10 protein-coding genes are annotated in these 22,235 nt (G+C 75.1%); 4 read left to right on the top strand and 6 right to left on the bottom strand.

Annotated elements, in window-relative coordinates; translation table 11 throughout:
* Positions 1-110: 110 nt before the first annotated feature.
* The 6 genes from KBY32_RS34835 to KBY32_RS34810 are packed head-to-tail and all read right to left on the bottom strand — an operon-like array spanning position 111 to position 5,426.
* The gene (locus tag KBY32_RS34835) at positions 111-1,334 is read right to left on the bottom strand and encodes a cytochrome P450 (RefSeq protein WP_210982885.1); all 1,224 of its coding nucleotides are present in this window, start codon (positions 1,332-1,334) and stop codon (positions 111-113) included.
* Positions 1,331-2,569, bottom strand: coding sequence for a cytochrome P450 (locus KBY32_RS34830; RefSeq protein WP_210982884.1), 1,239 nt, complete (start codon positions 2,567-2,569; stop codon positions 1,331-1,333). The genes KBY32_RS34835 and KBY32_RS34830 overlap by 4 nt, the downstream gene beginning before the upstream one ends.
* Positions 2,566-3,210, bottom strand: a complete 645-nt coding sequence (locus KBY32_RS34825) for an ATP/GTP-binding protein (protein WP_055622984.1) — start codon at positions 3,208-3,210, stop codon at positions 2,566-2,568. Before KBY32_RS34825 ends, KBY32_RS34830 begins: the two co-directional genes overlap by 4 nt.
* Positions 3,182-3,544: a DUF742 domain-containing protein gene (locus KBY32_RS34820; protein WP_210982883.1), complete on the bottom strand. Its 363-nt coding sequence runs from the start codon at positions 3,542-3,544 to the stop codon at positions 3,182-3,184. Before KBY32_RS34820 ends, KBY32_RS34825 begins: the two co-directional genes overlap by 29 nt.
* Positions 3,541-3,963 carry a roadblock/LC7 domain-containing protein gene (locus KBY32_RS34815; RefSeq protein WP_115505466.1) on the bottom strand — a complete coding sequence of 141 codons (423 nt, stop codon included), beginning with the start codon at positions 3,961-3,963 and terminating at the stop codon, positions 3,541-3,543. Before KBY32_RS34815 ends, KBY32_RS34820 begins: the two co-directional genes overlap by 4 nt.
* Positions 3,960-5,426: an ATP-binding protein gene (locus KBY32_RS34810; RefSeq protein ID WP_247690425.1), complete on the bottom strand. Its 1,467-nt coding sequence runs from the start codon at positions 5,424-5,426 to the stop codon at positions 3,960-3,962. Before KBY32_RS34810 ends, KBY32_RS34815 begins: the two co-directional genes overlap by 4 nt.
* Before the next feature lie 257 nt (positions 5,427-5,683).
* On the opposite strand from KBY32_RS34810, the gene KBY32_RS34805 reads away from it, so the two are divergent.
* The 4 genes from KBY32_RS34805 to KBY32_RS34790 all read left to right on the top strand — a co-directional run.
* Positions 5,684-5,917 carry a hypothetical protein gene (locus KBY32_RS34805; protein WP_055622988.1) on the top strand — a complete coding sequence of 78 codons (234 nt, stop codon included), beginning with the start codon at positions 5,684-5,686 and terminating at the stop codon, positions 5,915-5,917.
* A 380-nt stretch (positions 5,918-6,297) separates the two neighbouring features.
* Positions 6,298-8,025: a fatty acyl-AMP ligase gene (locus tag KBY32_RS34800; protein WP_210982882.1), complete on the top strand. Its 1,728-nt coding sequence runs from the start codon at positions 6,298-6,300 to the stop codon at positions 8,023-8,025.
* Between the two features lie 124 nt (positions 8,026-8,149).
* A complete protein-coding gene (locus KBY32_RS34795; protein ID WP_210982881.1) occupies positions 8,150-21,634 on the top strand; it encodes a type I polyketide synthase in 13,485 nt (4,494 codons plus the stop codon).
* Positions 21,635-21,691: 57 nt separating this feature from the next.
* The coding region (locus KBY32_RS34790; protein WP_210982880.1) for an acyl carrier protein at positions 21,692-22,235 on the top strand (544 nt) is incomplete at its 3' end.

Here is a 22,235-nt window from a genome sequence, read left to right as displayed (position 1 = left end):
AGCGGGCACCGACGCGATACACACGGCCCGCGCGGGGGCCGTACGGTCTACGCACCGCGGGGGCACGACCGGAACGGGGGACCGGTCGCGTCCCCGCGCGGATTCCTCCGTCAGCCGCGCGGGCGCACGGGTATCTCCTGCCAGCCGAACGCGATGAACGACGGGACCTGACGCAGCTCCTCCCCGCCGACGGCGAGCCGCAAGTCCGGGAAGCGGTCGAAGAGCGCGGGCAACGCGGTCAGCGCCTCCAGACGGGCCAGCGGGGCCCCGATGCACCGGTGCACGCCGATCCCGAACGACAGATGGTCGTCGGCCCCGCGCGCCGCGTCGAAACCGGAGGCGTCCGGGCCGTAGTGCGCGGGGTCCAGATTGGCGGCGGCGTACGTCGTGATGATCGCGTCCCCGGCCGGGACCGTCACGTCCCCGACCTTCAGGTCGGTCACGGCGAACCGCAGCGGCAACGACGCGATCGACGGGTGCGCGCGCAGCGTCTCGTCGATCACCGCGTCCCAGCCGATCTCCCCGGCCCGTACGGCCGCCAGCTGCTCCGGGTGGGTCAGCAGGGCGACGACGGCGTTGCCGATCAGATTCACCGTCGTCTCGAAGCCGGCGCCGATCACCAGCAGCAGCGTGTACAGCAGTTCCTCGTCGCTGAGCCGGTCGCCGTCCTCGTCGCGCACCCGGATCAGCTCGGTCGTCAGATCGTCGCCCGGGTGCTCCCGCCGGTGGGCGACGAGCGCGCCCAGCACCGAGCCGATCTGCCGCTGCACGAACGCGGCGTGCTCCGGCGTCGGGTCGGAGGTGTCCATGATCGCCGCGATGAGCGTGGCCGTGTCCTCGCGCAGCTCGTCCGGCACCCCGAACAGCTCGCAGATCATCCGCATCGGCAGCGGGTGCGCGAACTCCGCCTTCAGGTCGACCGCGTCACCGGCCCCGTCCAGCGCGTCCAGCAGCTCAGCGGTGATCGCCTCGACGCGGGGCCGCATGACCTCCGTACGCCGCTGGGTGAAGCTCGGCGCGACCAGCTTGCGCAGCCGCGCGTGGTCGCCGGCGTACGTCGACAGCATGTTGACCACGCCGACCCAACCCAGGATCCAGCCCCACGACGGGTGTTCGGGCACCTCGGGCCAGAGCCGCCAGTGCTGCCGCGGATCCTTGCTGACCCGGGGATCGAGGATCAGCTCCCGCAGCGTGTCGTACGTCGTCGGGGCCCAGGCCGGGATGCCGCCGGGCAGCTCGACGGGGACGATCGGGCCGAGGGCGCGCAGCCGGGCGCTCTCGCCGGGGATGTCGGAGCCGAGCGGGTCGATGGCGATGCGGTCGGTCACGGTCACGACGGGCCTCCTGGCTGGTCGGGGGAGCGGGGGCTGAACCGGACGGGCAGCGAGGTCAGCGAGCGGTGGAACGGCCCCGGCCGCCAGGTCAGCCGCGCACGCGGCAGCACCGGCTCCAGGTCGGGCAGCCACTGGGTGAGCCGTTCGATGGCCTCGGTCGCGATCAGCAGCGTGTGCTGCTTCACCGGGCAGGCGTGCGGCCCCGCCGACCAGGACAGATGGGAGGCGTCCCGGGGGTGCCGCTCACCGAGGGCGTCCCGCTCCGCGAAGTGGGCGAGCGCCCCGTACGAGATGACCACCGGGACCGCCGCCCGGACCCAGGCGCCGTGGAACGACAGGGAATTGCGGGCGAAGTGGATGCCGTAGTTGGCCAGCGGCGTCTCGTGGTGCAGGACCTCCACCACCGCGTCCATCACCGGGCGGGCGCCACTGGTGAGCGTCGAGTAGAACGTCGGGTTGCCGAGGATGCGGGACAGGGCGTTCGACACCAGGTTCGCCGTCGGCTCGTGCCCGGCGCCCAGCGTGAGGAACACCTGCCAGGTGACCTCCTCCGGGGTGAGCCCGGCCGGGTGCGCCAGGAGCCGGCTCGGCAGGTCGTCGCCCGGCTCCGCGGCCTTCGCGGCGATCAGCTCCAGCACATAGCCGCCGTACTCGGCCTCGCCCTCGGCGGCCTCGGCGCCGCCCTCCATCATCTTGCCCAGCGCCACGTCCAGCCGGTCGCTCTGGCTGTCGGGCAGCCCGAACAGGCTGTTGAAGACCAGCGCCATCAGCGGCCGCGCGAAGTCGCCCACCAGATCGGCCTCGCCCTGCGGCCCGAACCGGCCGACCAGCACCCGCACCGCCCGGTGCACCCGGGCCCGCAGATCGTGCGGCGCGATCCCGTCGAACGTGTCGATCAGCGAGGTGCGGTACCGCACATGCGCGGCGCCGTCCGCGAACAGCGTGTTGGGCCGCCAGCGCATCATGCCGAGGATCGGCGAGTCGTCGGCGACCGTCGACTCCCAGGGCCGGGGGTCGTGCGAGAAGGACTCCGTGTCGTGCAGCAGGTCCAGCGCCGCGCGCCGGCCGGTGACGACGTACGCCGGCACACCCGGCGCCAACTCGCCCCAGCCGACCGGGCCCTGGGCGCGCAGGGCCTCGTAGTAGCGGTAGGGGTCCAGCGCGAAGCCGTCCTCCCACAGCCGTACGGGCGTCGCGCGGGAGAAGCTGTCGAGGTCGGGGGAGTGGACGGTCACCGGCCCTCCGGGGTGTCGCGGTCGATGAGGTGCTGGACGAGCGCGAGGAGCGCGTCGACGGACGAGTCGGCGTCCCGGGCGTCACAGGTGACCATCGGGGTGCCGTCCTCCAGATCCAGGGCGGCGCGCAGCTCGGCCTCCGTGTGGTGGCGGGGCGCGTCCGGGAACGTGTTGAAGGCGACGGCGTACGGCAGCCCCGACTCCTCGACGAGCCCCAGCACGTCGAACGAGGCGTCGATGCGCCGGCTGTCCACCAGGACCAGGGCGCCGAGCGCGCCGTAGGCGATGTCGTCCCACAGGGGCCGGAACCGCTCCTGGCCGGGGGTGCCGAACAGGTACAGCACGACCCCGCCGGGCAGGCTGATCCGGCCGAAGTCGACCGCCACGGTCGTCGTCGACTTGTCCCGCACCCCGGCGATGTCGTCGACCGGCGCGGACGCCTCGCTGAGCGGCTCCTCGGTGTGCAGGGGCCGGATCTCGGAGACGGAACCGATCAACGTCGTCTTGCCCACCCCGAACGGCCCGGTCACCAGGATCTTGACCAGGTCCCGGGCGGTGTCGGGGAGATGGACGTCGTCGGAGGGGCCCGCGGTGGCGCGGGCGCGGACGCCGCTAGGCGTGCTTGAGGGCGCGAAGGCCATCGGCCACTCTCTTCAGCAGGTCGGGGTCGAAGCGTGCGGCGGGCGGGATCGGCGCGCGGGCCGTCGCCAGTTCCCGGTCGATGAGGCCGCCCGCCAGGACGCGCACCGCGGACACCGGGAGCCGCAGCAGGGCCGCCGCTTCCACCACCGTCAGCGAGCCGTCCTCCAGCGCGTCCAGCAGGGCGAGCTGGGCGGCGGGCAGACCGGCGGGAGCGGGCGTGCCGGCGCGGGTCAGCACCGACAGCCGCTCCAGGTGCGGCCGGCTGGGCCGGGCCACCCCGCCGGTCGACAGATACGCGGGGACCAGGGGACGGCCACCACGGCGGCCGGTCATGCCGGCGCGCCGCCGTCGCCGCCCCGGGACGCGGCGGCCATCGCCTTCTCGCCCAGCCGCGCCACCTGCGAGTGCACCCGGTGCGCGAGCAGGTCGAGCCGCACCTCCGGGTCACCGTAGGCGGCCACACAGGTGCCGTGGTCCGTGGGCACGATCAGCACATAGCCGTGGTCGGACTCGATGACCACTTGGCGCACCTCGGCCCCGTCCCGGTCCGCGAAGGCGGCGGCCGCGGTACGGCACGCGCCCTGCACGGTGCTGGTGATCGCGGCGACCCGTTCGGCCGAGGGCCGGCTCAGCGCGTCGGTCCACCCGGTCACGAGTCCGTCCCGGGTGAGCAGCACGGCCGCCACGACGTGCGGCACCTCCAGGACCGGGTCGAGAACCCATGCCGTGTCTCCCGCGTCGCGGCTGGTCATCGAGCCGTTCCCCCTTCGTGGTCGGTCAGTTCGTGGTCGGTCGGGGCGGTGTGGTCGGGCTCCGCCGGTGTCTCTGTGTCGGTGGCCGCCTCGTCGGCGGTACGGCCGTCCGCCGTGGACCTCGCCGCGGCGGTGCCGGCCTGCAGCGCGCCGAGCGCGGCGGCCGCCTGCTCCGGGCGCTGTGCCGTGGGCCGCGGTACGGCGGGCTCCTCCGGCGCGGCGGTGGCGCGGGTACGGCGCCGGCGGCGGGGCAGGGCGCCGGTCGCGGGCTGCTCCTCAAACGCGGAGTCCCGGTCGTCGTGCGCGGACCCCGTGCCGTCCTCGGCGCGGTCGTCGCCGTAGCCGTGCGCGGTGTCGGCGGGGCGTTCAGCCGGCTCCTCGCGGGACGCCGGGCGCGTGGAGCGGGGCGCGCTCGCCGCCGGCGGGCGTACGTCGGGGTCGATGTGCCCGAGCAGATGGCTGTCCACCCGCAGTACGGCGCGCACCCCGCCGTACGGGGACGGCGACGACAGGTCGACGCCCAGGTCGAACTGCCGGGTGAGCTGGCCGATGGCCGCAAGGCCCATCCGGGGCGGATCGCCGAGGTCGGTCAGCAGGATCGGGTCGGACCCCGCCACCAGCCGCTGGGCGCGGGCGCGTTCGTCGTGGGTCATGCCCACGCCCGCGTCGTCGACCGTGACGCACACGCCGTGGTGGACGTGCTCCAGGTTGACGACGACGTCGGTGTCGGGCGCGGAGTGCCGCAGGGCGTTGTCGAGGAGTTCGGCGACGATGATCGCGACCGGTTCCACGGCGTGGGAGACCAGCGCGGTGCCGGCTTCCAGATGGTTGTGGACGCGGACCCGGTGGTAGCCGGCCAGCCGGGCCTGGCCGCCGGTCACCGCGTCGACCAGGTGCGACTCCTCGCGCGCGAGCCCGACCCAGGCACCGCACACCACGGCGGCGACCTGCGCGCGCCGCAGCGACTGCTCGTTCTCGTGGTCGAGCTGGAACAGGGTCTGCGTCAACTCCGGGTCGTCGTACTTCTGCTGGAGTCCGCGCAGCGCGTCCTGGAGGCGGTAGAGGGCGGCCTGGATCTCACGGGTGGCGCCGCGCATACCGGCCTGGGCGGCCGCGTCGATACGGGTGCGCTGGGCGGCGAGTTCGGCGCGCAGGGCGTCCAGGACGCGCTCCAGCGCGAGGCCCAGCGGGGTCCCGGACGTCTGAGGGTGCACCGGGCCGGGCACGGCGACGCTCGCGTGGGTCTGCTGCCGGGCCGCGGCGGGCAGGCGGTGGGCCGCGAGATGCTCCACCTCGGCCGCCAACGCCCGGACGGCCTCGTCCAGTTGGGCGCGCAACCGGGCGATCTCGGTTCGCTGGCCCTCCTGTTGACGCTGTGCGCGCAGCAGCAGGCCGCCGAGGGCGAGCGCGGACAGCACACCGACGGCGAGCCCGCCGGTCACCAGGTCCGGTAATTCGATCATCGAGTCGGTTTCCCAGAAGGTCGGTTCGGGGTGGGGCAGGCCTCGTCGCGAGACCGTGACGCGCGGCGCTCGGAGCACAGTACACACCGTCATCGATCGATCTCGCACGGTCGGCGCATACTTCCCTTCGGAAGCGCCGGGAATCTGCTCGCATCTGTCGCGGACTGTCGGAATTGCCGCCCCCGGATCGTGTGTGCGGCGGCCCGACGGGTACCCGGCGAGGGCGCACGACCGTACGACGTCAGGAGGTGCCCCGCATGACCAGCGCCACGGAGACCGGAGGCGTCACCGGCACGCAGGACAAGGACTACAACCTCATCTGGTACGTAGAGGCGTGCCTGAGCAACGCACTGCGGCTGGAGACGTACATCGAGGACGCCGAACGCGCCCAGGACACCGAGGTCGCCGACCTGTTCCGCAAGGCACAGGCGGACAGCCGCAAGGGCGCCGAACTCGGCAAGGAGCTGCTGAGCCGGCGGCTCGCCGGCTGAGTAACGACCGGCCGGGCCCGGGCGCCGGGACAAGGGGTGCCCGGGCTTCGCGCTGCCCGGCACCGGATTTCACCTGGCCGGGCCGGGGCGGCGACGCGCGGGTGGGGCCCCGGCTTCGTCAACATCCGCCCGACACGTAGGGTTTACATGCGTTCGGCCCAAGAGGCCGGACTCGCTTGCTAGGGTGCTACTCGCCGGTAGCAAGTTGATGCGGGGGGACACGAGGGGACGGCGGACCAGCGCCGTGACCCCTCGGCGGGTCGTCGGGACGGACGGCCGGGCAAGGGGGCCCGGGCCGACCGAGGCGTCTGCACGTGTCCAGCACGTGACCCTCGCACGTCACTCTTCGCCCACCGATCCAGACAGGTGAGACTCGCGACATGGTGCGATCCCTGGTCGACCTTCTGACCGAGCACGCGGTACGTCACCCCGACCGAACCGCCTACCGCTACCTCGTCACCGGCGACTGCGACGGCGAGATCCAGGAACTCTCCTACGACCGCCTCGCCCGGCGCTCCCGCGCCGTCGCCGCCTGGCTCCAGGAGCGCGGCCTGGCCGGCAGCCGGGCCATGCTCCTGTACCCGCCGGGCCTGGAGTTCATGTGCGGCTACTTCGGCTGCCTCGCCGCCGGAGTCGTCGCCGTCCCCGGCGTCCCTCCCCGGGGCCGCACGCAGAACCACCGCGCCCTGACCCGGATGCGGCGGCTGATCGCCGACGCCGACGCCAAGGTGATCCTCGGCGGTCGCGAGGTGATCGAGGCCCTGTCAGGCCTCACCCAGCACCTGCCCGAACTCGCGGGCCTGACCTGGGTCGCCACCGAGGACATACCCGACGACGCCGCCGACGCGTGGCGCGAACCCGACCTGGACGCCGACTCCGTCGCCTTCCTGCAGTACACCTCCGGCTCCACCTCCGCGCCGCGCGGTGTGATGGTCACCCACGGGAACCTCCTGGACAACGAGCGGATCATCACCGCACGCATGGGCCACACCCCGGACGCCATCGCCGAGCACGGACACGAGATGTTCGTCAGCTGGCTGCCCGTCTACCACGACATGGGCCTCATAGGCCCCGTCCTCAACACCGTCCATCTCGGCGTCACCGCCACCCTGTTCTCCCCGCTGCACTTCCTGCAGCAGCCGCAGCGCTGGCTCACCGCCGTCAGCCGCTACCGCCCCCACACCAGCGGCGGCCCCAACTTCGCCTACGAACTGAGCCTGCGGCACGCCACCCCCGACCTCCTCGACGGCCTCGACCTGAGCTCGTGGAAGGTCGCCTTCAACGGCGCCGAACCCGTACGGGCCGCCACCCTGCGGCGGTTCGCCGACACCTTCGCCCCGGCCGGCTTCCGCCGCGAGGCCCTCTACCCCTGCTACGGACTCGCCGAGGCCACCCTCATGGTCAGCGGCAGCACCCCGGGCAGCGCGCCCACCCTGCTCCCGCCCGCCGACGGACGGCCCGACACCGACGCCGTCGGCTCCGGCCGCCCAGGACCCGGCCTCACCGTCGTCATCGCCGACCCCGAGCGGCACGAGGAACTCCCCGACGGCGAGGTCGGCGAGATCTGGGTGTCCGGCGCGAGCGTCGCCAAGGGCTACTGGCGCAACGCCCTCGCCACCCGCGAGACCTTCCGCGCCCGCCTGGCCGGACACGAGGGTCGCTTCCTGCGCACCGGTGACCTCGGATTCCTGCGCGACGGCGAGCTGTTCGTCACCGGCCGTCTCAAGGACCTCATCGTCGTCGACGGACGCAACCACTACCCGCAGGACCTCGAACTGACCGCGGAGACGGCCCATCCGGCCCTGCGCCCCGGCTGCACCGCCGCCTTCGGCGTGGACCCCGCGCCCGCCGACGACGGCACGGCCGGCACCGAACAGGCCGTCCTCGTCGCCGAGATCGCCCCCGACGCCGTGGGCGAGGCCGAGAAGATCACCGACGTGGTGCGCAGCGCCATCGCCGAGGCCCACGGCCTCTCCGTGCGCGACGTCGTCCTCGTCCGGCCCGGCACCATCCCCAAGACCTCCAGCGGCAAGATCCAGCGGCACGCCTCCCGGGCGGCCTACCTGGGCGGCACCCTCGCCCTGATCGAGGCACCCGCCCTCGGCTGACGCCGCCCCGTCCGCCGTACGCCGCCCCGCGCGCCGTACGGCACACACCGCGCCGCCGGACCCGCGCACCCACGCGCCCCGACGACGCGGCCTCCTCCCGCGACCCACGAGGACATGAGTCTCCATGCCTGCGCACGAGTCCCCGAAGCAGTTCCCCGACCCGCCCCCGCGCACCCCGCAGGACGTCCGGGCCTGGCTGGAGTCGGCCGTCGCCCAGGTGACCGGACTCGACCCGGACACCGTCGACCCCGACCGGCCGCTCGCCGAACTGGGCCTCGGGTCACGGCAGTTGGTTACCCTGGCCGCCGACCTGTCCGCGCTCACCGGCCGCACCCTCGACCCCTCCCTCGTCTTCGACCACCCCACGATCGCGGAACTCGCCGAAGCGGTCCTCGCGACCACTCCTGAGGTTTCCGCCCCACTTGAGGCCCCCGGCGGCCCGGCCCCGCACGGGTCCGACGACATCGCGATCATCTCCATGGCCTGCCGGCTGCCCGGCGCCGACGACCCCGACGCGCTGTGGCGGCTCCTCGACGAGGGCCAGGAAGCCGTCGGCGACGCGCCGGCCGGCCGCTGGGACACCCGGGACCTGTACGACCCCGACCCGGAGGCGACCGGCAAGGCGTACTCCCTGCGCGGCGGCTACCTGAGCGACATCGACCGCTTCGACGCCGCGTTCTTCGGGATCTCCCCGCGCGAGGCCGCCGCCATGGACCCCCAGCAACGGCTGCTGCTGCGCACCGCCTGGGAGGCCGTCGAACGCGCCGGCATCGTCCCCGCCACCCTGAACGGCAGCTCCACCGGCGTCTACGTCGGCCTCTACGACGGCGGCTACCTGGCCACGGCCGGGCTCGGCCAACTCGACGGGCACGTGGGCACCGGCACCGCGCCCAGCGTCGCCTCCGGCCGTATCGCCTACACCCTCGGCCTGCGCGGACCCGCGGTCACCGTCGACACCGCCTGCTCCTCCTCCCTGGTCGCCCTGCATCTGGCGGCACGCGCGCTGGCGGGCGGCGAGTGCGACCTCGCGCTGGCCGGCGGCGCCACGCTGCTGCTCACGCCGCGCGGGCACGTCGAGTTCAGCCGGCTGCGCGGGCTGTCGCCGTCCGGGCGGTGCAGCCCCTTCTCCGCCGACGCCGACGGTGTCGTCTGGGCGGAGGGCTGCGGGGTCGTCCTCCTCAAGCGGCTCGCGGACGCCCGCCGCGACGGCGACCGCGTCCTCGCCGTCGTCAAGGGCTCCGCGATCAACCAGGACGGCCGCAGCCAGGGCCTCAGCGCCCCCAGCGGACCCGCCCAGGAACGCGTCGTACGGGCCGCGCTCGACGCCGCCGGGCTCCGGCCGCACGACCTCGACCACATCGAGGCGCACGGCACCGGCACCCCGCTCGGCGACCCCATCGAGGGCCGCGCCCTCGCCGCCGTCTTCGGCCCGGGCCGCCCCGCCGGCCGGCCCCTCGGTATCGGGTCCCTGAAGTCCAACATCGGGCACACCCAGGCCGCCGCGGGCATCGCCGGCGTCATCAAGACCGTACTGGCGCTCCAGCACGAGCGGATACCGGCGTCCCTGCACGCCGCGACACCGACCGAGCGGATCGACTGGACGCAGGGCGGACTGCGTGTCCTCGACACGGCACAGCCCTGGCCCCGGGACACCGGACGGGTGCGGCGCGCCGGAGTCAGCGCGTTCGGCATCAGCGGCACCAACGCCCACGTCGTCCTGGAGGAGGCCCCCGCCCCGGCCGAGGAGCCCGGGCCCGCCACCCCGCCCGGCCCCGCCCTCCTCCCGCTGTCCGCGCGCGGCCTCCCGGCGCTCCGCGCCCAGGCCGCCCGCCTGCTCGACCACATCCAGGACCGCCCCGAACTGCCGCTGCCCGCCGTCGCCGCCACCCTCGCCCACCACCGCACCCACTTCGAGCACCGGGCCGTCGTCCGGGCGGACGGCCGGGACGGCCTGCTGCGCGCCCTGCGCGCGCTCGCCGAGGGCACACCCGACGACGACCTCGTCACCGGCCCGCCCCACCCGGCCCGCACCGGCAAGGTGGCCTTCGTCCTCCCCGGCCAGGGCGCGCAGTGGCCCGGCATGGCACGTGATCTCCTCGGCCACGACCCGGTGTTCGCCGACGAACTCGACCGCTGCGACGCCGCCCTGCGCCCCTTCACCGGCTGGTCCGTGACCTCCGTGCTGCGCGGCGACCCCGCGGCCCCGGACCTGGACCGCGTCGACGTCGTCCAGCCGGTGCTGTTCGCCGTCATGGTGTCCCTGGCCGCCGTGTGGCGGGCCCGCGGCGTCCACCCGGACGCCGTCGTCGGGCACAGCCAGGGCGAGGTCGCCGCGGCCTGCGTCGCCGGCGCCCTCAGCCTCAACGACGCCGCCGCCGTCGTCGCCCTGCGCAGCCAGGCCCTGACCGGTCTGTCCGGCACCGGCACCATGGCCGTCGTCGCGCTGCCGCACACCGAGGTGGAACGCCAAATCGCGGGTCAAGACGGCGAGATCACCGTCGCCGCCGTCAACAGCGGCCGCTCGACCGTGGTCTCCGGCGCCGTCGACGCCGTACGGGCGCTGGTCGCCGGACTGGAACGGGAGCAGGTCTTCGCCCGCGTCCTCGACGTCGACTACGCCTCCCACAGCGACCGGGTCGAACCCGTCCGCGCCACCGTCCTCGACGAACTCGACGGCGTGCTCACCCAGCCCACCGCCGTCACCTGGTACTCCACGGTCACCGGCGAGCCCGTCACCGACGAACTCGAAGCCGACTACTGGTACCGCAACCTGCGCGAACCCGTCCGCTTCGCGCCCACCGTCGAGCGCATGATCGCGGACGGGTACCGCTGTTTCCTCGAACTCGCCCCGCACCCCGCCCTCTTGACGGCTCTGAACACGATCGACGAGGACCTCGTCACGGTCGGCTCGCTGCGCCGCGACGAGGACGGCCCCGCCTGCCTGGACCGTGCCGCCGCCACCCTCCACGTCCACGGCCACCGCCTGGACTGGCGCCGCCTCGTGCCGCCCACCGCCCCCGTGGACCTGCCCACGTACGCCTGGGACGAACAGCGGCACTGGATCGAGGCGGCACGTTCCGTGGACGGGCCGGGGCTCCTCGACCGGGCCGCGCACCCGTTGCTCGGCATCCAGCTCCGGTCGGCCGACGAGACCCGCTGGACCTTCCGCAACGAGTGGTCCACGGCCACCGCCGACTGGCTCACCGACCACACCGTCCACGGCCACACCGTCGTCTCGGGCACCACCCTGCTGGAGCTGTGCCGCGCCGCCCTCGCGGTGGCCCGCCCCGACACGCCCGTCGAGGTCGCGGACCTGCTGCTCCTCGCGCCGCTCACCCTGCCCGAGAGCGGCACCGTCGAGGTGTCCGTCGAGGTGACCACGGCCGAGGTCACCGTGCACAGCCGTCCGCGCGGTCCGGAGACGGCGGACTGGACCCTGCACGCCACAGCGTCAGCCGCCGAGCCGTCCGAGCCGTCCACGGCCGAACCTCCTGTCTGGCCCGAGGAGTTCACGCCCGCGTGGGACGAGGACACCTATGCGCGCCTGGCCGCCCTCGGCCTCGGCTACGGGCCCGCCTTCCAGGGTGTACGGGAGGCCACCGTCACGGGAGACGACACCGTACTGGCCCGGCTCTCCCCGCCCGTCCAGGACACCGCCTATCCGGTCCACCCCGCGCTCCTGGACGCCGCCCTGCAGGTGGCCGCCGTCCTCGAACCCCTCGACGGCCGCGTGCTGTTGCCGGTCGCGATGGGCCGATGCGCCCTGCCGGCCGGCGGCGCGACGGACCTCGTCGCCGTCGTACGCCGGACCCCGGAACCCGGCGAGGACGTCGTCCTGGACGTCACCCTGTGGGACCCCGACGGCTTCCCGGCCGGCCGGCTGGAAGGCGTACGGCTGCGGGCCGCGCACCCGGCCGAGCTGACCGCCGGTACGGAACTCGGCCGCCATCTCTACGAGGTGGCCTGGACCCCGGTACCGATCGCACCGGAGCAGCCCGCCGGCACCGTGGTGCGCCGATGGCCCGCCCCCACCCCGGGCGCAGACCCGATCGCCACCGCCCACGCCACGGCGGCGGCAGCGCTGGACGAACTGCGGGCGCTGATCGCCCTCCCGCCGGACGAGGCCCCCGCCCGGACCGTCTGGGTCACCACCGGAGCCGTCGCCGCCACGGAGACCGACACCGCCGCCGGGTACGCCCACTCCGTGCTGTGGGGCCTGGCCCGCAGCGCTCGCGCCGAGCATCCTCAGCTGGGGCTGACCCTCGTCGACCTCGACGTCGAGGACCGGGAGCCGCCTCTCTCGGGCGACGAGCCCGAACTCGCCGTACGGGGTGAGCAGTTGCTCGCGCCGCGACTCGTCCGGGCGCGGCCCGCCCCGGCGCGCACCGGGTCCGCGATCCCCACCGACGGCACCGTGCTGATCACCGGCGGCCTGGGTGCCGTCGGCCGCCGCATCGCCCGCCTGCTGGCCGAGAACGGGGCGTCGCGCCTGCTCCTGACGTCTCGTCAAGGGACGGCCGACTTCCGCGCGGACGAGGTCGTGGACGAACTGGCCGCGTTCGGCTGCCAGGTGAAGGTCGCCGCCTGCGACGTCGCCGACGAGGCCGCCCTCGCCGATGTGCTCGCGAGCGTCGGCGACGAGGCGCCCCTGCGCGGGGTCGTCCACTGCGCCGGTGTGCTGGCCGACGGTGTGCTCGCCGAGACGACCCCCGAGCGGCTGGCCGAGGTGCTGCGCCCCAAGGTCGACGGTGCCGCGCATCTGCACCGGCTCACCGCGGGGCTCGACCTCGACCTGTTCCTCCTCGTCTCCTCGGCCGCCGGTGTCGTCGGCACCGCCGGGCAGGCCAACTACGCCGCCGCCAACGCCTTCCTCGACCAGCTCGCCCACCATCGGCGCGCGGCGGGCCTGGCCGCCCGCTCCGTCTCCTACGGCGCCTGGGCGGGCGACGGGCTGGCCGCCGAGCACGCCGACCTGGCGCGCATGGCCCGCCTCGGCCACCGAGCCCTCACCCCCGAGCAGGGCACCGCCCTGACCGGCCTCGCGCTGCGGCACGACACCGCGCACCTGGTCGCCTGGTCCCTCGACCTGCCCCGGCTGCGTGCCGCCGCGCCCGACGGCGCCCTCTGGCGCTCCCTGCTGCCCGCGCCGCGGCCCGCCACGGCTCCGGGCGGCCCCACCCTGGCCGACCGGCTGTCCCGGCTGCCGGAGGCCGAACGCGCCGCCCGCGTCCTCGCCCTGGTCCGCGAGGAGGCCGCCCAGGCGCTCGGTCTGCGCTCGGCGGACGCGGTCCGTCCCGACCAGCCGCTGCGCGACCTCGGCATGGACTCGGTGACCGCCGTCGACCTGCGCAACCGGATCGGCACCCGGATCGGCGCGCGGCTCCCCGCCACCCTCCTCTTCGACCACCCCACCCCGGCCCGGCTCGCCGACCACCTGCTGAACGGCGTCCTCGGCCGCCCGGCCCGGGCGACGGCTGTACGTCAGCCCGCCCATGCCCCGTCCGCCCAGGAGCCGGTGGCCCTGGTCGCCATGGCGTGCCGGCTGCCCGGCGGGGTCCGCGACCCCGAGGGGCTGTGGCGGCTCGTCGCCGAGGGCCGGGACGCCGTCGGGCCGTTCCCGTCCGCCCGCTGGGACGTCGAGGCGCTGTACGACCCCGACCCGGACGCACCCGGCAAGTCCTATGCCCGCGAGGGCGGGTTCCTCGACGACATCGACTCCTTCGACGCCGCGTTCTTCGGGATCACCCCGAAGGAGGCGGCGGCCATGGACCCCCAGCAGCGTCTGCTCCTGGAGACCGCCTGGGAGTCGCTGGAACGCGCCGGGATCGTGCCGGCCGACCTCGCGGGCAGCAGCACCGGCGTCTACGTCGGCATGTTCGGCAGCGACTACCTGTCCGGCACCCGGCTCGACCAGCTCGACGGCTACGTCGGCACCGGCACCGCCCTGAGCGTGGCCTCCGGGCGGCTCGCCTACACGCTCGGCCTCAACGGCCCCGCGCTCACCGTCGACACCGCCTGCTCCTCCTCCCTGGTGGCCGTGCACCTGGCGGCGCAGGCCCTGCGGTCGGGGGAGTGCGACCTCGCGCTGGCCGGTGGTGTCACGCTGATGGTCACGCCGGGGACCTTCGTCGAGTTCAGCCGGCTGCGCGGGCTCTCCCCGACGGGCCGCTGCCGCTCGTTCTCCGACGCCGCCGACGGGGCCGTCTGGGCGGAGGGCGCCGGCATGCTCGTCCTCAAGCGCCTCAGTGACGCGCGGCGCGACGGCGACCGGGTCCTGGCCGTGCTGCGCGGCACCGCCGTCAACCAGGACGGCCGCAGCCAGGGCCTGTCCGCGCCCAACGGCCCCGCGCAGGAACGGGTGATCCGCCGCGCCCTGGAGCAGTCCGGGCTGAGCCCCGCCGACGTCGACCACGTCGAGGCGCACGGCACCGGCACCACCCTCGGCGACCCCATCGAGGCCAACGCCCTCACCGAGGTGTTCGGCGCCTCCCGCCCCGAGGGCCGTCCCCTGTACGTCGGCTCGCTGAAGTCCAACGTCGGGCACACACAGGCCGCTTCGGGCGTCGTGGGCCTGATCAAGGTCGTGGAGTCCCTGCGCCACGGGACACTGCCGCGCACCCTGCACGCCGATCCGCCGAGCCGGCACGTCGACTGGGCGGACAGCGGGCTGCGCCTGCTGCACCAGGAGACCGCCTGGCCCGCGTCGGCGGACCGGGTCCGGCGCGCCGGCGTCAGCGCGTTCGGCATCAGCGGCACCAACGCCCATGTGATCGTGGAGGAGGCGCCGCCCGCGCCCACCCCCGCGCCCCGACCCTCCACGGGGCCGGACCTGTTCGTGCTGTCGGGCCGCAGCGAGGCCGGGCTGCGCGGGCAGGCCGCCGCGCTCGCCCGCCACCTGGCCGGCACCGGCACCGAACTGCACGACGTCGCCCACACCCTGGCCCGGCACCGCGGCCACTTCGAGCACCGCGCCGCCCTCGTCGCCGAGGACCGCGACGAACTCCGTGCCACCCTGACCGACCTCGCGGCAGGGCGTACGGCGCCGCCCGTCCGCCGTGAGGACCCCACCGGCAAGGTCGCCTTCCTCTACGCCGGGCACGGCGGCCAATGGCCGGGCATGGCCCTGGACCTGATGGCCGACACGGAGGCGTTCGGCGCCGAACTGACCCGGATCGACGAGGCCGTGCGCCGGCACGCCGGCTGGTCGGTGCTCACCGCGCTGCGGGCGCCCGAGGAGTTCTCCCCGCTGGAGCGCACCGAGTACCTCCAGCCGGTGCTCTTCGCCGTCAACGCGGCGCTCACCGCCGCCTGGCGCTCGGTCGGCGTCACCCCGGACGCCGTCGCCGGGCACAGCCTCGGCGAGATCGCCGCCGCCCACAGCGCGGGCGCCCTCACCCTGGACGACGCCGTGGCCGTCGTCACCGGCCGCGCCCGGGCCGTCGTCCCCGTCGCGGGACGGGGCGGCATGCTCTCCCTGGACGTGCCGCGCGACCGGGCCGAGGAACTGCTCGCCCCCTACGCCGGACTGCTGTTCGTCGCCGCCGTCAACGGCCCGCACGCCACGGCCGTCTCCGGTGCCGCCGACGCCCTGGCCGACCTGCGACAGAGCCTGGAGGCGCAGGGGATCGGGGCACGGCCGCTGTCGACGCCGTTCGCCTCGCACACCCCCCTGATGGCCGAGGTCCGCGAGGACCTGCTCGGCCGCCTCACCGACGTCCGGGGCACCCGCACGACGACCCCGCTGTACTCGACCGTCCTGGCCGAACCGGTGCCGGGCGACCGCCTCGACGCCGCCTACTGGTACGCCAACCTCAGCGAACCCGTCCGCTTCTCCGACACGATCCGGCGCCTCCTGGACGACGGCCACCGCTACTTCGTCGAACTCAGCCCGCACCCGTCGCTCACCGCCGCCGTCGAGGCGGTCGCGGCCGAGGCCGGCGTCGACGCGGTCGCCGTGGGCACTCTGCGCCGTGGATCGGGCCGGCGCGACACCCTGCTGCGCGCCCTGGGCGCACTCCACACGGCCGGTCACACCCCCGACTGGACGGCGCTGTTCCCCGCCGGCCGCCGCGCCGACCTGCCCACCTACGCCTTCGCCCGCGAACGCCACTGGCTCGCCCCCGCCCCGGCGGCCGCGCCCGGCACCTCGCCCCTCCTCGGCACGCACGTCGAGGCCAGCGACCAGCCCGGCCGGCACCTCTTCCAGACCGAGGTGGACCTGCGCGACGGCCGCTTCGCCTATCTCACCGACCACCGTGTCACCGGCGAGGTGTGGCTGCCCGGCGCCGCCTTCCTGACCATGGCGCTGGAGGCCGCCCGCACCGTCCAGGACGGCGGCGACGTCCACCTCTCCGACGTCGACTTCCTCCAGCCGCTGCGCCTGGACGCAGCCCGGCCGGTCCGGCTGCAACTCGTGCTGCGCCCCGCCGCCGACGGCGTACGGGACTTCACCGTCTCCGCCGCCCCGGTAGGCGACCTCACCTGGGAACGGCATGTGACCGGCCGGATCACCACGGGACCCGCCGAGCCCGAGGAGGGCCCGGACGCCCTGCGCGCCCGCTGCACCGACCCGGTCGACCTGACGGCCGTCTACGGCACCCTGGCCACCCTCGGCATCGAGTACGGCCCCGCCTTCCAGGGCCTGGAATCCGGCCGCCGCGCCGCCGATGCCGCCTACGCCCGGCTCACCGACCGTCCTGCCGCCGGGCATCTGCTCCACCCGGCCGTCCTCGACGCCGCCTTCCACACGGCCGCCCTGCCCGCCGACGCCCCGCAGGGCCGGGCGTTCGTGCCCGCCGGGGTCGGCCGGCTGCGCCACACCGGGCTGCGCACCAGCCCCGCGTGGGTGACCTGCGCGCTGCGGTCGATCTCCGGGGACACCGCCACCCTGGACCTCCGGCTCTACGACGAGGACGACCAACTCCTGGTCGAGGCACTGGAGTTCCGGCTCACCGCCCTCTCGCCGCTCGACGGGGCGCTGTTCGAGACCCGCTGGCAGCCCCGCCCGGCCGCCGACGAACCCCCGGCACCCGGCACCTGGCTCGTCCTCGCCGACACGGCCGGCGTCGCCACCGACCTGGCCCTCCGCCTGGACGACGACTCCACGCCTCATGTCATCGCCTGCCCGGGCGACGGGTTCGCCACTGAGGGACCCGGCCGATATGTGCTCGACCCCGCCGACCCGGACCAGCTGGCCCGGCTGCTCGACGAGGCCTTCCCCCACGAACCCCCTCGCCACATCGTGCAGTTGACCGCGCTGGACGCCCCCGCGATCGACGACGGCCGCACGGCCGGGGAAGCCGCCCGGCTGGGCTGCCTGAGCACCCTGCACCTGATTCGTGCCCTCGCGGAGCGGGCCTGGGCGCCCCGCCTCCACATCGTCGTCCGCGGCAGCCAGGCCGCCGGAGACAGCACCCATGTCACCCACCCCGAGCAGGCGCTCGCCTGGGGCTTCGGCCTCGCCGTCGCCCAGGAGCACCCCGAACTGCATACCACCCTGGTCGACCTGCCGCCCACCGACGGCACCGACGCCCTGTGGACCCAGCTGCGCCACGCCGACGACGAACGCCTCGTCGCCCTGCGCCCCGACGGACGCCACGTCCCCCGGCTGACCCGGACCCGCCCGGACGACTCCGGACCGCCCACGGGGTCGGGCGCCTACCTGATCACCGGCGGTCTCGGCGGCCTCGGCCGGGTCGTCGCCGAGCGGCTGGCCGGCCGGGGCGTCCGTGGCCTGGCCCTGCTGGGCCGCGGCGCCCCCGACGCGGACGCCCTCGCCTGGATCGACGGCCTCCGCGAGCGCGGGGTCGCCGTGCACCTGGCGCGAGCGGACGTCACCGACCGCGCCGGTCTGACGGCCGCGCTGGACGGCGTACGCGCGGAGCTCGGCCCGATCACCGGGATCGTGCACGCGGCCGGTGTCCTCGACGACGCCACCCTGGCCCACCTCAGCGACGACCGCGTCCTGACCGTGCTCGGACCCAAGGTTCTCGGCACCGCCCTGCTGACCGAACTGGTCCCGGAGGCTGAGGACTTCGTGCTGTTCGCGTCCGCGGCCGGACTGCTCGGCTCGGCCGGGCAGAGCGCGTACTGCGCCGCGAACGCCTTCCTCGACGCCTGGGCCCATCATCTCGCGCTGCACGACCGCCGGGCCGTCAGCCTCGACTGGGGTGCCTGGGCCGGCGTCGGCATGGTCGCCGGGTCCGACGCCCGCGCCGCGCAGACCGCCCGCTCCGGACTGGTCGCCCTGTCCGCCGGGGACGGCGGCGAACTGCTCGACCGGGTGCTCGGCACCTCCCGCCGACAGCTCGCCCCGCTCGCCCTGGACTGGGAGCTGCTGACCCTCGACCCCGACGCCGTCCGCACCCGCCCGATCCTCGCCGACCTGGTGACCCTCCCCGCCCCGGCCACCGGCACCGACGAACTCGTCGAGAAGGTGCTCGCGGCCACCGACGACGCCGAACGGGCCGTCCGGCTGGAGGCGTACGTCCGCGCCCGGATCGCCGAGGTCTCCGGCGGCACGGGCCAGGTCCCGGCGACGGCCGCCCTCAAGGAACTCGGCCTCGACTCGCTGATGTTGGTGCGGCTGCGCAACGCGTTCGCCCGCGACCTCGGCGTCGAACTCCCCGCCGCCACCGTCTTCTCCGCCTCCGACCTGCGCGGCCTCGCCGAGGCGCTGCGCACCGCGCTGCCCGAACGGACGGCCGCGGCGGACGACGCCCCGGATGTCGCGGCCGACGTCCCGGCCGAGGAACGCCTTCCGGCGACCCGCGACGTCGTACGGCTGCTGCGCAGCGCCCGGCCCGGCATGCCCGAGGCCGCCCACGCCGTCGGCCTGGCCGTGCGCCTCACCGCACCCGTCACCCGCGCGACCCTGACCGGCGTCCTCGACCGGCTCACCGCACGGCACGCCGCGCTGCGCACCGCCGTCACGGAGCCGGACGGCGGCGGCCGAGTGCTACGTGTGCGACGGGACCTCCCGGCGACACCGCTGCGCTGGACCGTCGTCCCCGACGGCACGGAACCGGACGCCGCCGACGCGCTGCGCGCCCTCCTCGAACCGCCCTTCGACCTGGCGACGGCGCCCCTGTGGCGCTTCGAACTCCTGGACGCGGGCGAGCGCGGCCAGACCCTCGTCTACGGCGCCCACCACGCCGTCAGCGATCTGCAGTCGCTGCTGCTGGTGGCGAGCGAGATCGACGCCGAGCTGACCGCGGGTCCGCTCGGTGACGCCGTCACCAACCGCGAGGTGCGTCAACTGATCGAGGCCCAGCGCGCCGACGCCCCGGCCGGAGGTGAGTCGGACGGGTGGCGCGAGCACTTCCGGGGCAGCGAGCGGCTCGACCTCACCCTGAGCCGTCCCCGCCCGGAGGCCCGCACGTACCGGGCCGGGAGTGTCACCCTGGCGATCCCCGACGGGCTGGCCGGGCGCATCGCGGCCGCCGCGAGCGCGCTGGCGGTCACCCCGGCCGCCTTCTGTCTCGGCGCCCTCACCGTCCTGCTGGCTCGCAGGCGCGAGCGGGAGCGCTTCGTCCTCGCCGTGCCCGTCGACACCCGCATCCACGCCGACGCCTACGACGCGGTGGGCTTCTTCGGGGTGCCGGTGCCGTTCCCCGCCGAGGCCCGGGCGGGGGAGCGGATCGAGGAGGTGCTGCGCCGCACCGACGGACGCCTGGAACGGGTGCTGACGAAGGGCGCCATGTTCACCGACGTGCTGCCGGTGCTGGCCGAGGAGGGCCTGTACCGGACCGACGCGCCTCTGGTCGAGGTGTACTTCAACTACGTCCGCTCCGGCGGTGGGTTGAAGGCCCTGGAGGTGCTGCCCGTCGGGACCGGGTACTCCGACCTCGACCTGATGGTCACCATGACGCCGGACGCCGGCCGGATCAGGCTCGACCACAACCTCGACATCCTGGACGCCGACGCCGCCACCGGGCTCGGCGAGGAGTTGCTGCGGCTGCTCGCGGACACGGCGGACGACCCTTCCGGCCCGGTCCGTGCCCCGGCACCGGCCGCAGGACCCGGCCACCGCCTCGCCCTCGCCGCCACCTTCGCCCTGGGCAACCTGCCCGCGATGTGCGAGGCCGCCCTCGGCGCGGCGGCCCCCGGCGTCCCGGTCACCGTCGCCGAGGCCCCGTACCACCAGGTGCCGGCCGCGCTGCGCGACCCGTCGGGTGTGTTCGCCGACCCGGCCGCGACCGCCGGAGTCGTCCTGCTGCGCGCCGCCGACCTCCAGCGGTTCGGCCCGGTCGACGACGCCCAACTGGCCGAGCTGCGCGGCGTGTACGCGGCCGCCGTCCGCGCCGCCGCCGAGCGAACCCCCACCCCGCTGATCGTCGGCATCCTGCCCTCCACCCCCGCCGAGGAACGCCTGACCCGTTGGGAACGGGACATCGCCGCCGACCTGGCCCAGGTGCCCGGCGTCGCCGTCCTCGGGCCCGACGTCTGGACCCGGGACCACACGGTGGAGCAGCCGTTCGACGAACGCACCGAAAACCTGGCCCATCTGCCGTTCACCGCGCCGTTCCAGGCGGCCGTGGCCCTGCGCCTGGCCGAGACCGTCCGGGCCGCCCACCGCCCGGCGCCCAAGGTCATCGCGGTCGACGGCGACGAGACCCTGTGGGGCGGCGTGGCCGGTGAGACCGGCCCCGAGGGGGTCGAACTAGGCGACGAGCGGGGCTTGTTGGCCCGGCGACTACTCCAGTGGCGCGCGGCGGGCGTCCTGCTGGTCCTGGTCAGCAACAACGACGAGGACACCGTCCGTGCCGTGCTGGACCGCCCGGACAGCCTGCTGAAGGCCGAGCACTTCAGCGTGGTCTCGGCCGCCTGGGAACCGAAGCCGGACCGCCTGGCCGAGGCCGCCCGCACCCTCGGTCTCGGCCTGGACAGCTTCCTGTTCCTCGACGACAACCCGGCGGAAATCGCCCGGATGCGCGCCACAGTCCCGCAGGCGCTGTCGGTGACCTGCCCGGCCGCCGATGAACTGCCCGCGTTCCTGGACCGGTTGTGGCCGGTGGTCCCGAGGGCGGCCACGGCCGAGGACGTGCTGCGGGCGCGGTTCTACGCCCAGGAGCGGGAGCGGGACGCCGTGCGCGAGGAGACCGGGTTCGAGGAGTTCCTGGAGCAGCTGCGGCTGGAGGTCGACGTCCGGGCGTTGACGGACGGGGACGTGGACCGCGCCGAGCAACTCGTGCGCCGTACCAACCAGTTCACCCTGCGGGCCCGCTCGGCGGACGGCGGTGACGTGCGCCGCTGGCGCGAGCACGGCGAGGTGTGGACGGCGTCCGCCCGTGACCGCTTCGGCGACTACGGACAGATCGGCCTCCTCGCCCTGCGCCAGGAGGGCGACCGGCTCGACGTCACGGCGTGGCTGCTGAGCTGCCGTGCCCTCGGGCGGGGCGTCGAGGAACGCCTCCTGGAGTGGCTGGCCGGGCGCGCCGAGGAGCTGGGATGCGCGAAGGTCCGGCTGACGGCGGAGCGCACGCCGCGCAACACACCGGCGCGCCGGCTGCTCGCGGCGCTGGGCGGGGGCGACCCGGACGACGACCGTCTGGAGGCCGTCGTCACGCCGGACCAGCTGCGGGTGTTCCGCTCCTGGCGGCGGTCGTGACGCATAGCGGCGCGAGTGCAATCGACATAGAGGTAAGGCGACTTGTGAAGGGCTCCCATGCGTGAGGTGAACGAGAACGGGCCGGCACCCGCCGACCAGCGGGCGACCGCCGAGGCGATCGAGCGGGGCGGCATCGGTCTCTCGGTGACCGACCTGCTGGCCAGGGTCGCGCCCGGGGCGGCACCACAGCCGGAGGCACCCGCTGCCCCGGAGCCCTCCGCCGCACCCCGCGACGAGGCCGCCCTCGTCGCCGAGGTCGCCGCCCTGGCGGGCCGGTACGTCCCCGCCGGTCACCTGGCGCCCGACGCCGACTTCTTCGACGCCGGCGGCACCTCCGTGCACGCGGTCGAACTGGTCGCCGCACTGGAGACGGAACTCGGGCTGACGGTCGACCTGGACGAGGTCTTCGCGGACGCCCGGCCCGCTAGCCTGGTGCGCCGTGCGATCCGCGCCAACGGCGCCGAGACGGCCGGACAGCGGGACACGGCCGGGCTGAGAGTCGTACAGCGGGAAACGGCCGGGCTGACCGTCGTACAGCGGCCCACGACCGGACTGGTGACCACCGAGCCGGCCCCCCACCCCGCACACCCCGCTCCCACCC

It is taken from the genome of Streptomyces sp. RK62, from assembly GCF_018070255.1.
Lineage (GTDB): Bacteria > Actinomycetota > Actinomycetes > Streptomycetales > Streptomycetaceae > Streptomyces > Streptomyces nigra.
Note: the sequence above shows the minus strand (reverse complement) of the source record. Positions and strands in the feature narration are given on the sequence as shown.

Coding starts and splice junctions, on each gene's coding strand:
- KBY32_RS34810 (WP_247690425.1), bottom strand. CDS start 5,426: ATGATCGAATTACCGGACCTGGTGACCGGCGGGCTCGCCGTCGGTGTG.
- KBY32_RS34820 (WP_210982883.1), bottom strand. CDS start 3,544: ATGACCGGCCGCCGTGGTGGCCGTCCCCTGGTCCCCGCGTATCTGTCG.
- KBY32_RS34800 (WP_210982882.1), top strand. CDS start 6,298: ATGGTGCGATCCCTGGTCGACCTTCTGACCGAGCACGCGGTACGTCAC.
- KBY32_RS34815 (WP_115505466.1), bottom strand. CDS start 3,963: ATGACCAGCCGCGACGCGGGAGACACGGCATGGGTTCTCGACCCGGTC.
- KBY32_RS34825 (WP_055622984.1), bottom strand. CDS start 3,210: ATGGCCTTCGCGCCCTCAAGCACGCCTAGCGGCGTCCGCGCCCGCGCC.
- KBY32_RS34795 (WP_210982881.1), top strand. CDS start 8,150: ATGCCTGCGCACGAGTCCCCGAAGCAGTTCCCCGACCCGCCCCCGCGC.
- KBY32_RS34805 (WP_055622988.1), top strand. CDS start 5,684: ATGACCAGCGCCACGGAGACCGGAGGCGTCACCGGCACGCAGGACAAG.